General features: G+C 76.3%; 11 protein-coding genes. 3 read left to right on the forward strand and 8 right to left on the reverse strand.

Annotation, left to right across the window (positions count from 1 at the left end; all coding sequences use genetic code 11):
• Positions 1 to 224 precede the first annotated feature (224 nt).
• Entirely contained in the window at positions 225 to 2636 is a 2412-nt protein-coding gene (locus RM844_RS18210) for a serine/threonine-protein kinase (RefSeq protein ID WP_311668308.1), read from the forward strand.
• Between the two features lie 79 nt (positions 2637 to 2715).
• Here the strand turns inward: RM844_RS18210 and RM844_RS18215 are convergent, their stop codons facing one another.
• Positions 2716 to 3273, reverse strand: coding sequence for a hypothetical protein (locus RM844_RS18215; RefSeq protein ID WP_311668309.1), 558 nt, complete (start codon positions 3271 to 3273; stop codon positions 2716 to 2718).
• Between the two features lie 118 nt (positions 3274 to 3391).
• Here RM844_RS18215 and RM844_RS18220 point away from each other — a divergent pair, with 118 nt between their 5' ends.
• Complete coding sequence (locus tag RM844_RS18220) at positions 3392 to 5212, forward strand: endonuclease/exonuclease/phosphatase family protein (protein WP_311668310.1); 1821 nt, start codon at positions 3392 to 3394, stop codon at positions 5210 to 5212.
• Positions 5213 to 5426: 214 nt separating this feature from the next.
• Here the strand turns inward: RM844_RS18220 and RM844_RS18225 are convergent, their stop codons facing one another.
• The 5 genes from RM844_RS18225 to RM844_RS18245 all read right to left on the reverse strand — a co-directional run bounded on the left by RM844_RS18225 (position 5427) and on the right by RM844_RS18245 (position 12434).
• Positions 5427 to 6017 (reverse strand): dihydrofolate reductase family protein, encoded by a 591-nt coding sequence (locus RM844_RS18225; protein ID WP_311668311.1) that lies wholly within the window; start codon positions 6015 to 6017, stop codon positions 5427 to 5429.
• 102 nt (positions 6018 to 6119) lie between these two features.
• Positions 6120 to 8675, reverse strand: a complete 2556-nt coding sequence (locus RM844_RS18230; protein WP_311668312.1) for a protein kinase domain-containing protein — start codon at positions 8673 to 8675, stop codon at positions 6120 to 6122.
• A 170-nt stretch (positions 8676 to 8845) separates the two neighbouring features.
• Positions 8846 to 10522 carry a serine/threonine-protein kinase gene (locus RM844_RS18235; RefSeq protein WP_311668435.1) on the reverse strand — a complete coding sequence of 559 codons (1677 nt, stop codon included), beginning with the start codon at positions 10520 to 10522 and terminating at the stop codon, positions 8846 to 8848.
• 151 nt (positions 10523 to 10673) lie between these two features.
• On the reverse strand, positions 10674 to 11354 hold the full coding sequence (locus RM844_RS18240) for an SAM-dependent methyltransferase (protein WP_311668313.1): 681 nt from the start codon (positions 11352 to 11354) through the stop codon (positions 10674 to 10676).
• 54 nt (positions 11355 to 11408) lie between these two features.
• Positions 11409 to 12434, reverse strand: coding sequence for an NAD(P)/FAD-dependent oxidoreductase (locus tag RM844_RS18245; RefSeq protein WP_311668314.1), 1026 nt, complete (start codon positions 12432 to 12434; stop codon positions 11409 to 11411).
• 217 nt (positions 12435 to 12651) lie between these two features.
• Here RM844_RS18245 and RM844_RS18250 point away from each other — a divergent pair, with 217 nt between their 5' ends.
• A complete protein-coding gene (locus tag RM844_RS18250) occupies positions 12652 to 13320 on the forward strand; it encodes a helix-turn-helix domain-containing protein (RefSeq protein WP_311668315.1) in 669 nt (222 codons plus the stop codon).
• Between the two features lie 366 nt (positions 13321 to 13686).
• On the opposite strand, the gene RM844_RS18255 is transcribed toward RM844_RS18250, so the two are convergent.
• Positions 13687 to 13821 carry a hypothetical protein gene (locus RM844_RS18255; RefSeq protein ID WP_311668316.1) on the reverse strand — a complete coding sequence of 45 codons (135 nt, stop codon included), beginning with the start codon at positions 13819 to 13821 and terminating at the stop codon, positions 13687 to 13689.
• 159 nt (positions 13822 to 13980) lie between these two features.
• Complete coding sequence (locus RM844_RS18260; protein WP_311668317.1) at positions 13981 to 14406, reverse strand: hypothetical protein; 426 nt, start codon at positions 14404 to 14406, stop codon at positions 13981 to 13983.
• Positions 14407 to 14461: the final 55 nt, after the last annotated feature.

The following is a 14461-nucleotide window of genomic DNA, read 5'->3' on the forward strand; positions in this document are numbered from 1 at the left end:
CGCGATTTGATCGCATCCGAATGGGGAATGGGGCCGTTGGTTGGGGACGATGCAGTGGGGCGAACGCGGAAATCCGGGACATACCAGCAGATCCATGCCCCGCGTTCGGCTCTGTCAGTGCCGGGGGGAAGAATCGTCTCGGAAGCCCGCCCCTGCCCGGTGGCAATGAGATGCTGCGATGGGGGCGGGACACGCAAGCGCCCAGACGGGGAGGTGGCAAGCACATGGTGGGGCAGCTGACGCAGCACGATCCCCGGCGGATCGGGCCGTTCGAGGTGCTCGGACGGCTGGGCGCCGGCGGTATGGGTCTGGTCTACCTGGCCCGCTCGGCTTCCGGCCGGCGGGTGGCGATCAAGACCGTGCGCAGCGAGCTCGCCGAGGACCAGCTGTTCAGGGTGCGGTTCACCAGGGAGGTGGAGGCCGCCCGCGCGGTGAGCGGCTTCTACACGGCGGCCGTGGTGGACGCCGACCCGCGGGCGGCCGTGCCCTGGCTGGCCACCGCCTACGTGCCCGCGCCCTCCCTGGAGGAGATCGTCACCGAGTGCGGGCCGCTGCCGGCCCAGGCGGTGCGCTGGCTGGCCGCCGGCATCGCCGAGGCGCTCCAGTCGATCCACGGCGCCGGCCTGGTCCACCGCGATCTCAAGCCCTCCAACGTGCTGGTCGTCGAGGACGGCCCCCGGGTGATCGACTTCGGCATCGCGTCCGGCGTCTCCAACACCCGGCTCACCATGACCAACGTCGCGGTCGGCACGCCGGCGTACATGTCGCCCGAGCAGGCCAAGGACTCCCGCAGCGTCAACGGCGCCAGCGACGTCTTCTCGCTCGCCTCCACCCTGGTCTTCGCCGCCACCGGCCACCCGCCCTACCACGGCGGCAACCCGGTGGAGACGGTCTTCATGCTGCTGCGGGACCGGCCCGACCTGGCCGGACTCCCGGACGAGCTACGCCCGTTGATCGAGTCGCTGATGGAGCACAAGCCGGAGGACCGCCCGTCCCCGGCCGATCTCCAGGCGCAGCTCGCCCCCTACCTCTTCGCCGCCGGCGACGACGGCGGCTCCGCGTCCGCCTGGCTGCCGCCCGGCGCGGTCGCCATGATCGAGGCCCGCCGGGGCCGGCTCAACAGCGGCCCCAGCACCCCGAGGCCGCCCTGGACGGGCGGCCAGGAGCCGCCCGCCGCCCCGCCGCCGCCCTCCCAGGCCAGGCCGCCGTCGTCCGCCGCGCCGCACTCCTACGCGCCGCCGATGCCGTCCATGCCGCCGCCCCCGCCGCCGAGCACGCCCCCGCCGCCCACCCCGGACGGCCCGCCGACCGGCCCGCCCGTCCGGCAGCGCCCGCTGGCGCAGCCGCCGCCCCGGGCCGAGCAGCAGCAGGCGCCGCCCCCCGAGTGGGGCCGGCCGCCCACGGCGCACCAGCAGGCGGCGGTGCCCAGCCCGAACACGGCGCACCCCGGCCAGATGCACCAGCCGGGTGCCACGGCCGACCACCAGGTCGCCCGGGAGGCCGCCGCCGGGGCCGCCCCGCGCTGGCGCCCCTGGCGGTTCCGGATGAGCAACGACCTGTGGGGCTCGCCCACGGTCTTCGGGGACGCGCTCTACGTCACCTCGCTCGAGGTGCACGCGCTGGACGTGGCCAGCGGCCGCCGCCGGTTCAGGACCCGGGAGGTCGCCTGGTCGATGGCGGTCAGCGGCGGTCTGGTGCTCGCCTCGGACGGCCCCACCCTGTACGCCCTGGACGCCGCCGACGGCTCGGACCGCTGGCGGGTCACCACGGACGGCTGGATCTACGGGCTGCGCGCCGAGCGCGGCACGGTGCTCACCGCCTCCAGGGGCGGCCTGGTCACCGCCTGGGAGGCGGGCAGCGGCGAGCAGCTGTGGGAGCTGACCGGCGCGCAGAGCGACTTCGAGACGCAGGACGCGGTGCCGGTGCTGCGGGACGGCGTGGTCTACGCCTGGGGCGAGGGCCAGCTCTACGCCCTCCAGGCCCGCTCCGGCGCCGAGCTGTGGCGTTACCCGGTCGGGGACACCTCGGTCACCGGCGGGGTGCCCGTCCGGGTCACCCCGGCCGACGACGGCACGGTCTACGTCTGTGCCGGCTCCCGGGTGCTCGCGCTGGACGCCGCCTCCGGCGGGGAGCGCTGGCGGTTCGACGCGCCGGCCGCGATCCTCTGCCCGCCGACGTACCAGCCGGCCGGCGGCCGGGACGCCGGCATCTACTTCACCGACTACCTGGGCACGGTCTACGCCCTGGAGCTGGCCACCGGCGACGACCGCTGGCGGATCGCCACGGAGGCCCGCCAGTCCACGGAGCCGGTGCTGGTCTCGGACGGCATGGTCCACCTGGGCAGCGGCACCGCGATGTACACGCTGGACGCGGTCAGTGGCACCCCGCGCTGGCGGTTCGCCGCCGGCGAGGCGATCGTCGGCTCGCCCGTGGTGCGGGACGGCCGGCTGCACTTCGGCTCCGAGGACCACTGCCTCTACACGCTGGACGCGGTCAGCGGCCGGCTCAGCTGGAAGCTGGAGACCGGCGGCGCCATCACGGGCACCCCGGCCGCCGCCGACGGCATGGTCTTCGCCTGCAGCAAGGACCACTGCGTCTACGCGCTGGACGCGGCCCGCGGCACCCGCCAGTCCTGACCGGCCGCCGCGCGCGACGCACCGCCGTCCCCCTGGCGGGGGCGGCGGTGGCGCGCGTTCCGGTCAGCTGAGGGCTCGGCTAGGCGACGTCGCGCCGGCCGTGCTCCTCGTGCTCACCGTGTGCCGCGTGTTCCTCGTGGCGCTTGCGCCACGGGCCCTGCCGCACCTCGCCGCCCCGGTGTTCGTGCTCATCGTGGCGATGCCCACGCATGCCGCGCTCGGCGAGATGTCGGCCGGCCATCGTGGAGGCCGCGTACAGCATCAGCAGCCCGGAGCCGAGGCCTGCCAGCGCCGCCCACTTCATGCCGCCGGCGCCCACGGTCAGACTGTCGGCGACGTTGTACTGGCGCACCATCCACAGGATGGTGAAGCCGAGGATCGCCGCCCCGGACAGCGCGGTCAGCAGTCGCGACCGCAGCAGGATGCCGGCCACGGCGAGCGCCGCCGCCACCAGCATCGGAAGGAAGAGACCCGCGAACAGGGCCGCGTTCCCTCCCGTGACGCCCGCCCCGTTGAAGAGATCCCACCATCGGTAGTAGCGGCCGTCGCGTCCTCCGTACCAGTTGAAGAACACGCTGCCGATACCAACGATCGCGGCTATCAGAGCGAGGACCGCTCCGAGAGTGTTACGCACCATGACGAGCCTCCCTAGGCACGACTGTCTGATCTGGCTCGTACTTCGACGCTACGTCCAGCCGTCCCGGCCCGCACCCCGAACGGACGCACCCCGGATGCGGGCACTAACCTCACCGGCCATGAGCCCCGTCGCGCGTCCGCTGCCCCTGCTCACCGCCGTCGTCGCCCTGGTCACCCTGGAACTGCTGCGGCTGGGGGGCACCGTGCTGGGCGGGGCCGGCACCCTCGCGGTGGCCGCCGTGCCCGCGTTGGCCTGCCTGGCCGGGCCGTTGACCTGGTGGCTCGGCTCCCGGCAGGGCCTGACGGTGGCGGTCGGTGTGCTGGCCGGGGCCCGGCTGCTGGTGCAGTTCCCGGTGGGCCGCTCGGCGCCGCTGGTCGGCTTCGCGCTGGCGGTGGCGGTGCTCGCGCTGGTGCTGGTGGTGCGCCGCGACATGGGCGACACGGCGGCCGGCCCCGGCCGCGCCGCCCGGGCCATCGCCCTGGCGGTCGCCGCCGACCTGGCGCTGCGCCTCCCGCTCGACCTGCTGGACCTGATCTGGCGGGGCGGCGTGCTGGGCTGGCTGCTGGTGCTGGCGCTGGTCGCGCTGCTCGGCCGGCTGGCCACGGCGGCCCAGGCGGAACGACTGGCCCGGCCCGCCGGCGGCGCCCAACTGGCTGTGCTGGGCCCGGTCTTCGCCCTCTACACGATGGTGTTCGCCACCCCCGGCGCGGTCGCGGCCGCCGGCGACCTGCCGCTGACCGTCGCCGGGCTCTGGCTGGCGGCCGGCGCGGTCGCCGGGCTGGCGCTGCTCTCGCTGCCCGAGCCGGCCCGGCTGGCCGGCCTGACCCGCTGGGCGCTGCCGGGCGCGCTGCCGCTGGCCACCGTGCTGACCGCGCTGGGGCCGGCGCCGCTGGTGGCGCCCGCCGCGCTGCTCGGCCTGGCGGTGCTGCCCACGGTGCTGCGCCGGGCGCTGGCGGTGCCGATGGGCTTCGGCCACGGCCCGCAGTTCGACCTGGCGCTGGCCGGGCTCGGCACCGGCCTGGGCTGTGTGCTGCTCGCGCTGGCCCACGAGCACCGGGTGCTGCCCTGGCTGGCCGCGCTGCTGCTGGCGCTCGCGCTGGCCGGGCCGGCGGCCTGGGCCGCCACCCCGCCGCCGCTGGCCCGCGCCTTCACCCCGGTGGTGGTGGCGGTGCTGCTGCTGGCCTGGCCGCCGCTGGCCGGCGCGCTGCGCGCCGGGCCCGAACCGCTGCCCACGGACACCGCCGGCGGCATGTACCGGCTGCTGACCTGGAACGTCCACTCGGCCGTCAACCAGAACGGGCAGCTCGCACCGGACGCGCTACACGCGGTGATCCGGGACTCCGGCGCCCAGGTGGTGGTCCTCCAGGAGGTGCCGCGCGGTCAGCCGCTCGCCGGCGGCCTCGACCTGGTGACCTTCCTGGAGCGGCGGCTGGACGTGACCGCGGTGTGGGCGCCGGCCGCCGACGACAGGTTCGGCAACCTGATCCTCACCAGCCTCCCGGTGGTCGCCGCCGAGACCGGCGAACTGCCGCGCGCCGGCGGCGACATGGACCGCTCCTACGCGGCGGTCACGGTCCGCCTCACGGACGGGGAGACCGCCCGGATCGTCGGCACCCATCTGCACGGCGGGGCGGCGCCCGGGCCCCGGCTGGCCCAGCTCGAACCCGTGCTGGAGCAGGTCGTCGGTGACCCGACGGCGGTGCTGGCCGGCGACCTCAACGCCCGCCCCGACACGGCGGAGATCGAGACCATCCGGGCCACCGGGCTGCACAGCGCCCAGGACGAGGCCGGCGACCCGGGCCTGGACACCGCGGTGGCGCCGCCGCGCCGGGTGGACTGGATCTTCGGGGCGCCCGAGGTGGCGTTCGGCGACTTCGAGCTGATCGACACCAACGCCTCTGACCACCTGCCGCTGGCGGTCACCGTCTTCCTGGAGTGACCCCCGCGGGGCCGGCGGCGCGTGCCGCCCGGCTCGCGCCGGCGGGCGCGCCGGGGCTCGCCCGGGCCGGAACTGCCGGCCGGCGGGGCGGCCGGCCGAGCCCGGGGCGCGCGGCGCGCACGCCACGCGCCCACCGCCGGCCGGGCCGCGCCGGCCGGCGGCCCGGCCCGCCACGGGTTCAGCACCGCCGGCACCGGGCCCGCCGTCGTGCCGGTCAGGCCCCCGGCGGCTCGGCGTCGGCCGGCGGAAGCACCGCGTAGTGGAGATGGACCACCCCGCTGCCGAACCGGTGCTGGTCGAGCAGCCGCAGGCGCAACCCCGGCTGGCGGGGGAAGGCGGGCAGCCCGCCACCGACGGTGACCGGGTTGAGGAAGAGGTGGCACTCGTCCACCAGCCCGGCGGCCAGCGCCGGGGCGGCCAGGGTCGGCCCGGAGACCGAGAGGTCCGCCGTGGCCTCGGCCTTCAACTTCCGCACCGCGGCCGGGTCGAACTCCCGCTCAAGCCGGGTGCGGGCGGTGTGCACGGCCGGCAGGGTGCGGGAGTAGACGATCTTGTCGGCGGCGAGCCAGATCCGGGCGAACTCCTGGTTCGCCGGGGAGAGCCCGGGCTCGTCGGCCGCCGTCTCCCAGTACGTGGACTCGCCGTACATCCGGCGCCCCAACAGGTAGGTGCCGACCGGCCGTTCCACCGTGTTGACGAAGGCGAGCACCTCCTCGTCCGGGGCGCTCCAGCCGTAGGCGCCCTGCGGGTCGGTCAGGTAGCCGTCCAGGGAGGTGATGGCCGAGTAGACGAGCTTTCCTGGCATGCGGCGAGGTCCTTCCTACTGGTGGCCCGAGCCGGGGTCGGCTCGGGCCACCAGCACACCACGGCCCACTGACAGTCGCCGGGCGCCGCTGTCCGCCCGCGGCTACTTGGGGTTGGCACCGCCCGTGTCCAGCATGGCCAGCACCGGGTCCTGCGGGCTGGACGCGCCGGCGAAGGCCAGGACCAGGCGGTCCCCGATCCGGGCGCTCAGCACCTCGGGACCGGTGTTCTCCAGGAGGGCGCGCTGGTTCTCGTCAAGGGTGTTCCGGTGGCTCGGGGCGGCGGTCTCGTTCTCGGTGTACACGGTGGCCGGCAACTGCCCGCCGTCGGCGAGGATCTCCACCTCCGTCTCGGTGCCGCCCAGCAGCCGCACCCGCTCGGCGCCCGAGCGGAACACCCGCCACAGCTCGGTCCCGTCGGTGAGGTTCACCGCGACGACCCCGTCGCTGGTGGGGCCGGCCTCCGCGCCCGCCGGGGCCTGCGGCAGGTACAGGGTGTCGCCACGCAGCAGCACGCTGGTGGGCGGCGACACGGTGGCGAAGTCCTCGTTCACCCGGCGCTCGGCGAACGGCCCGACGGTGACCGGGAGCAGCGCGCCGGTGTCGGCGGACAGCGTGTGCAGCACCGCCTCGCCCGTCAGCGGCTGGCAGCCGATCACCAGGTGGTCGCCGTTGGTGGTGAGCAGCGCGCTGGTCGGGACGTCCGTCGAGTGCACGCAGCCGGCCAGCTCGGCCACCCGCTCGGGTGCGCCGGACTCGCCCTCCAGGGACAGCAGTTGGGGAACGTCGCCGCCGTCGCAGGCACCGACCGCGTAGACCCGGTCCCGCATCGCGAGCGCCTCGCCGACCAGCGCGCAGCCGTCGGCCTCCGGCGCTCCGTCGTACGCGGTGCGCCACCGGGGTTCGCCGGTGGCCAGGTCGGCGACCAGCAGGTCGGTGGGGCCGAAGTCGATGTCCTGGCCGGGGTCCCCCTCGCCGTAGGGGGCGGTGACGAAGCCGTCGCCGATGGACAGCGCCTGCCCGTTGAGCGGGGTCGGCGCGCCGGTCATGCCCTCGTCGCGCAGCGGGGTCGGCTCCGCCCAGCGGGCCTCGCCGGTGGCCAGGTCGATGGTCTGGAGCCGGTCGCACCGCTCCATGGTGCCCGCCGTGCCCCGGGCGCTCTCGTAGATCACCGCGCCGACGCCGTCCGAGGTGCCGGGGGCCATGGTGCAGAGCCGGCCGTCCTCCGGGGTCCGCCAGGTCCACAGGCGTTCGCCGGTCGCCGGGTCCACGGCGGTCAGGCCGCCGTGCGAGGTGCCGACGACCACGCTGGACTCGGTGGACCACAGGCCGACGAAGTCGCCGAAGTCGTCGTCGGTGTCCACCACGTCGGCGACGGTCAGGCCCCAGTCGAAGCCGAACCTGCCGGCGGCGGCCGTGTCACCGTCGCTGCCCGGCGCCCGCTGTTCCCCCTCCCCGGCCTGGTCGCCGGGGGCCGCGGTGGTCGAGGAGTCGTCCGTGTCGCGCAGGAGCAGGACGAGGGTGGCGACGAGTGCCAGGCTGAGCACGCCGGCCAGGCCGGCGAACCAGGTCCGCCGGGTCGGCCGCCGGCCGCCCGACCCGGCCGGTGGGGTCGGCGGGGTAGGCGGGGGCGGGGGAGTGGCCGGCGGCGCGGACACGGTGGGCAGCTTGGGCCCGGCCGGTGCGCCGGCCGGCGGCGGCGTGGCGGGCGCCGCGGCCGGTGGTGGCGGCGGGGTGGTGGGTGCCGCGGCCGGTGGCGGCGTTGCGGGCTGGGTCGGCGGGTGTGCGGCGACCCCGGCCGCCGGCTCCAGGCGCGCCAACAGGGCGGCCGCGGTGGGCCGTTCGGCGGGCTCCTTGGCCAGGCAGTCGGCGATCAGCGCCCGCAGCCCTGGGTCCTGGACGGCCGACAGGTCCGGCGTCTCCCGCACGATCCGCTGGTAGGCGGCGGCCCGTTCGAAGGCACTCATCCGGCCCCGGCCCGCGTCGAAGCCGAAGGGCGTCCGGCCGGTCGCCGCGAAGTGCAGCACCGCGCCCAGGGCGTACAGGTCGGCGGCCGGCCCCGCCGGCTCGCCGAGCACCGACTCCGGGCAGAGGTAGTCCGGGTCGCCCAGCGCCGCCTCGTCCGGGGCGCCGCCGGGCCCGCCCGGGTGCCGCGCGTGGGCGGTGCCGACCTCGGTCAGCCGGGGGCCGTCCGGCGTCAGCAGCACGTTCGACGGCCGTAGCGCGCCGTGCGGCACGCCGGCCGCGTGCGCCGAGGCCAGCGCGGCGGCCAGCCCGGCCGCCGCCCGCCAGCCGGCCTCCGGCGTCAACGGGCCCCGCTGGCCCACGAATCGCGCCAGGGAGTGGGCGTCGTGGAAGGCGCTGGCCAGCCACGGCGCCGGCCCGTCGAGGTCCGCGTCGTGGACGGGGACGACGAGCGGCCCCTCGATGTTCCCCGCGGCGCTCAGCGCGGCCCGCAGCCGGTCGACCAAGGCCGGGTCGGCGGCGAACCGGCTGGCTATCGCCCGGACCGCGACCGGCCGGGCGTCCGGCCCCTGCCCCAGATAGAGCTGGCCCAGACCGCCCCCCGTGCCGAGTCGGCCCAACAACCGGTAGGGGCCGATCCGTTCCGGGTCATCGGCGGCGAGGGGGCCCGCCTCCGCCCGTTCCGTCAACGCCATGTGCCCAGCCTCCGTCCACCCCGTCTCCCGGCCGGATCGGGGACCCCGATCCTGGGGAACCAGAGCGAACGGTTCGCGAACTTCTCTCCTCAGCGGTGTAACAGCCGCCGCCCGGAAGCCGTCAACTCGGCGACCAGCCGGGCGGGTTCACCGGCTGGTGGGCCGGCAGGTCAGCGGCTGGCGGCCGCGCCGCGACCGCCGCGGATCGCGCGGATCGACGCCTGGTTCAGCCGCCGCGCCGCGGTGAACAGGACGAACGGCGTCGACAGCGCGGCGCCGGCCAGGCCGGCCGCCACCGCGGCGTAGAGCGCCACATAGGCGGGGGACGCCCCGTCCAGGAACCGGTCCTCGTGCAGCCCCTCGTCCAGGCCGAGGAACCAGGCGAAGCACACCGCGACCGTGCCGGCCCAGGTCAGCCAGAACGCGGCGGTCAACCCGACCCAGACCCGCACGGTCGGCTCCGGGTAGCCGGCCAGCCGGGCCCGGGCGAACGACAGGATCAGCAGCGCCGCCCCCAGCACCCACGGCCAGACGAGGAACCAGTCGGTGCGCAGGGCCCACGCGGAGAGCCCGCCGAAGGCGATGTCGTCCGGGTTCTCCGGGTAGCGGTCGACGAGTTCGCGCATGGTGGGCGCCATGAACGTTAGCGGCAGCATCGGCACCAGGCCCCACAGGCTGAGCGCCAGCCGGCCGAGCCCCCGGTCACTCACCCAGGGAGCCAACGCCCCGACCGGGGCACGGCGGTTGGCCGGCTTCGCCCGCCGCTCGCGCGCCGCCCGGCGGCGCCAGCGCACCCAGGCCCGCCAGAGGACGAGCAGGGTGGCGGGGCGGTCCGCGGCCGGTCCGCCGGCCGCCGGCTGCACCTGGGTCGGGGGGTGCGGCGGCATCGGCGGGGCGACCACGGTGGGCGCCTCGGACGACGCGGCGGCGCCGTCCCCGTCCGCCGCCCCGGGCTCCGGGGGCTGTTCCGGGAGGCTCAGCAGGTGCTCGGCGCGGCGGGCGATCTCGGCGCTGACCCGCCCTGGCAGCCAGTCCCGCCCCGCCGTGTCGTGCTCGGCGGCGAACGCCCGCAGCCGCTCCAACGACCAGCGCTGGCCCGGCTGTTTGGCCAGGCAGCCGCGGGCCACGGTGGTCAGCGCCGGGGACAGCCCGGCCAGGTCGGGCTCCTCGTGCACCACCCGGTAGAGCAGCTCGGGCGCCTGGCCGGTGCCGAACGGCGGGCGCCCGGTCGCCGCGTGCACCAGCAGCGCGCCGAGCGAGAACACGTCGGCCGCCGACGTCACCGGCTTGCCCATGGCCTGCTCGGGACCCATGTAGCCGGCGGAGCCGACGGCGAGCCCGGTGCCGGTCTGGCCGGTCTCGTCGATGGCCCGGGCGATGCCGAAGTCGATCAGCAGCGGCCCGGCCTGGGAGAGCAGCACGTTGGTCGGCTTCAGGTCCCGGTGCACCACCTGGTGCCCGTGCACCTCGGCCAGCGCCCCGGCCAGGCCGACCAGCAGCCGCCACACCGTCTCCTCGGGCAGCGCGCCCCGTTCCGCCAACACCTCGCCCAGGGTGGGGCTCGGCACGTAGGCCGAGGCCAGCCACGGGCTCGCCGCCTCGGCGTCGGCCGCCACCACCCGGACCGTGCCGGGCCCGGTGACCAGCCAGGAGGCGCGGATCTCCCGGGCGAAGCGGTCCCGGAACCCGGGGGCGGCCACCAGCCAGGGGTGGATGCGCTTCAGCGCCACGTACCGGCCGGTGGCCGACCGCCCCAGATAGACCTGGCCCATGCCGCCCGCGCCCAGCCGGCCCACCAGCCGGTAGCCCCCGACCTCGCGTGGGTCGTCCGCGGCCAACGGCTCCATCACCCGTACTCCCCCCGTCCTCGTGACGCCGAGCGAACCCCGGGCCACCGGAAGCCACGATCATGGCGCCGCCCCCGCCCGGGGGCAAGCGGCCGCCCACCGCTCACCCGGCCCCGGCCGGGATTCGCCCGGCCCTGGCCCGGCGGCGGCCCTAACGGGGGGCGTCGACGGCGGTGCGGCGGGCCAGAACGGTCTGGTCGGTGCGGGTGACCAGCTCGCCGGTCTCCGGGTGGCGCTGCTCGCGCGGATGCCGTTCGGCGCGCAGCACCCGCCACTCGTCGGGCGCCAGCTCCAGGGCGGCGACGGTCTCCTCGGGGGTGGGGAAGGACAGGCCGGCGGCGAGTTCCCGCTGCCACGGGGGCATCCCGCCGTGGGCCTCGATCAGCAGCGTGCCACCGGGGGCGACGGCGGCCGCCGCGGCGCGCAGCACCCGCGGGCTGAGCGTGCCGTCCCTGAAGTGCAGGAACTGGGCGGTGACCAGGTCGTAGGCGCCGGTCGGGAAGGTCTCCGCCAGGTCGTGGCGCTGCCAGTCGATCCGGTCGGCGACGCCGGCCTCCGCCGCGTGCCCGGCGGCCCGTTCCAGGGCCACCGCCGAGACGTCGACGGCGGTGACCCGCCAGCCGAGGCGGGCCAGGTGGATGGCGTCGCCGCCCTCGCCGCAGCCCAGGTCGAGTGCGGCGCCGGGGGTGAGTTCGGCGGTCTCGCGGGCCAGCACCGTGTTGGGCTGGCCGCTCCACAGGTGTCGGACGCCGGCGTACCGGTCGTCCCAGTAGCGGGTGTCGGGGATCTCCTCGGCGTCCGGCCGGGGTTCCTGGTGCTGGTGCTGGTGCATGGCGGCTCCTGGACGGTGCGGTGCGGTGCGGTGCGGGTGGGGTGGGGGCGCGGGTCAGGCGGCGGGGGCGGCGGCCAGGGCGGCGGCCGTCTCTTCCTCGACCAGGTCCATGTTGATCATGGCGCCGGCCCTGACCCCGGCCGCCGCGGCGGCGACGACCTGGTCGGCGACGCTGGCCGCGTTGCCGGCGACCCAGACGCCCGGCACCTCGGTGCTGCGGCCGGTCGGGTCGGTGGCGAGCTGGCTGCCCATGACCTCGTCCTCCCAGCGCACCTCGGTGGCGGTCAGGCCCAGCCCGGCCAGCGCCTCGATCCGGGCCGTGGCGCGGGACGCGACCACCACGGCCCGGCAGTCGACGGTTCGGCCGTCGGCCAGCGCCAGCCCGTCGAGGGTGCCGGCCGGGTCGGTGGTGACGCCGGCGACCGGTCCTGCGACGACGGTGACGCCCCGGGCGGCCAGCTTGCGCCGGTCCTCCGCGGTGAGGTCGGGGCCGGCGTGCGTGACCAGGGTCAGGTCCGCGGTCCACTGACGCCACAGCAACGCCTGGTGGACGGCGAGCCGGCCGGTGCCGAGGATGGCGACGGGCTGGTCACGGACCTCCCAGCCGTGGCAGTAGGGGCAGTGCAGCACGGTGCTGCCCCAGTGCGCGGCGAGCCCCGGCACCGCGGGCAGCTCGTCGACCAGGCCGGTGGCGACCAGCAGCCGGCGGGCGCTGACGGCCCGGCCGTCGGCCAGCGTCAGCCGGAACCCGGCGGCCGGGCCGGCGGCGTCGGCCGCCGCCGGGTCGGGCTCGGCGGCGACCACCGCGGTGTCGCGGATCTCGGCGCCGTAGCGCAGCACCTCGGCCCGGCCGGCGGCCAGGATCTCCTGCGGCGGGACGCCGTCCCTGGTCAGGTAGTTGTGGGCGTGGGCGGCCGGGGCGTTGCGCGGCTGCCCGGCGTCGAGCACCAGGACCGAGCGGCGGGCCCTGGCCAGCGCCAGGGCGCCGCTCAGCCCGGCGGGGCCGCCGCCGATCACGGCCACGTCGTACCGGTCGGTCGGTCCGTGCGGGGCTGAGCGCCCCGGTGCCTGTTGGGTCATCTCGCTGTCTCCTTCACGGGAGGTACGGGAGGTACGGGAGGTACGGGAGGTACGGGAAGTACGGGAAAGGGGGGAACCGGGGAGAACGGGCGGAGGGAACGGGTGGCGGCGGGGCCCGGCGGTCCCACCACGGCCGACGATGCGGCATCGCGCGGCCGATCGGCAAAGCTTCTTGCCGAGCTGGCAAAAGCTGGCGGAGGCGGGCCATGATGGGGACATGAGTGAACGCGAGCGGAGTACCGGCCCGGCGGCCGGCGGCGGGCCCGAGCCGCGCGATCCGGCGGCCGAGCTGTCCCGGGTGCTCACCGGCGTCGGCCCCCGGCTGCGCGCGCTGCGGCAGGAGCGGGACGTGACGCTGGCCACCCTGAGCGAGCAGACCGGGATCTCGGTGAGCACCCTCTCCCGGCTGGAGTCCGGCCAGCGCCGCCCGACGCTGGAGCTGCTGCTGCCGTTGGCCCGCGCCTACCGGGTGCAGCTGGACGAGCTGGTGGACGCGCCCACCACCGGGGACCCGCGGGTCCACCCGCGCCCCTTCGTCCGGCACGGCCAGACCTTCGTGCCGCTCACCCGCTACCTGGGCGGCCTGCACGCCTACAAGCAGATCCTGCCGCCGGGCTTCGGCTGCGGCCCCGAGGGGCGGCGGCCCGAGCTGCGCACCCACGAGGGCTTCGACTGGTTCTACGTGCTCGCCGGCCGGGTGGAACTCGTGCTGGGCGAGCGGGTGTTGTCGCTGCGGGCGGGGGAGGCCGCGGAGTTCGACACCCGGGTGCCGCACGCGTTCAGCAACCCGGGGCCCCAACCGGCGGAGATACTCAGCATCTTCGGCAACCAGGGCGAGCGCATCCACGTCCGGGCCAAGGCGACCGAGCGGGACGAACGCGACTGACGGGCGTCAACCGCCGGCTCACCGAGGGCACTCGGAGGGCGGGACTCGGGGGCGGCCGGGGCGGCCGTGGGCCGGGCATCGGCCGCCAGCCCTCACTGGCGGCCGATGCGATGGTGTTCCTCGCGGTTCCCGTCCGGACGGCGCCCCCTCCGCGCCGCCCGGACCATCCGCTCGGAATACCTGTCCGGCGACTCCCCCGTCGTCGCCGCACAGGCCCACCGGGGAGGCCCGGCCGCGCACCCCTGTGCGGCCGGACTCGATGAGCATGTCAGGCTGCAATAAACAGGCGATAAACGCCTGCGGGCGACTCCCGTTGATGGGAGTCGCCCGCGACGCTCACGGCGTCCGGCCGGTGGCGCGCCGGAGTTAACGGACGGCGGAGAGGGTGCCGCCCCCCGGGTAGCTGCTGCTGTGGTGGTCCGCCTGGGCGGCGCCCGCGCCGGCCCCCACCAGTGCGGTGGCCAGCGCCAGTCCGATGGCGAACTTCCTGATGCGGGTCATGCCGGACTCCTCACTGAGAACGCGAACTGCGCGTCCTCCGCCTGTGGTTGCGAAGACTTTCCCGTGACGCGGTGGTGCGAGGTGCTGCGGAATCGCCGAACGCGAGAAGGCCGGCCCCCGGGACACCGGGGGCCGGCCTCTCGTACCTCCATTGTGGGCTCAGGAGGCGAAGCGGTCCACAGGGGCCACCGCCGGCTTGCCCTTGGGCTCGCCGGAGGCGTGGTGGTCGCCCTGGGTCTCGACTCCGGCCTCGGCCTCGGCCTTGACCTCGTCCCGCTCGGGGACGTGGCCGGGGACCTTCGGCTCGCTGGAGGCGTGGTGGTCGCCGAGTGGCTTCACCGTGCCGTCGATGGGTTCGCTGGAGGCGTGGTGGTCGCCGAGTGGCTTCACCGTGCCGTCGATGGGTTCGCTGGAGGCGTGGTGGTCGCCGAGTGGCCTCACCGTGCCGTCGATGGGTTCGCTGGAGGCGTGGTGGTCGCCGAGTGGCTTCACCGTGCCGTCGACCGGCTCGCTGGAGGCGTGGTGGTCACCCAGCGGCTTGACGGTCTGCTCGTCCGTCTCCGTCTTCGTCGTGGTGTCGGTCATGGTCAGCTCCTTGACGAAAAGACTGGCGGCGGCGACAAGGCGAGCCGGCAACCCC

The sequence above is a fragment of the Streptomyces chisholmiae genome (assembly GCF_031845445.1).
In the GTDB taxonomy this organism is placed as follows: Bacteria; Actinomycetota; Actinomycetes; order Streptomycetales; family Streptomycetaceae; genus Streptomyces; species Streptomyces chisholmiae.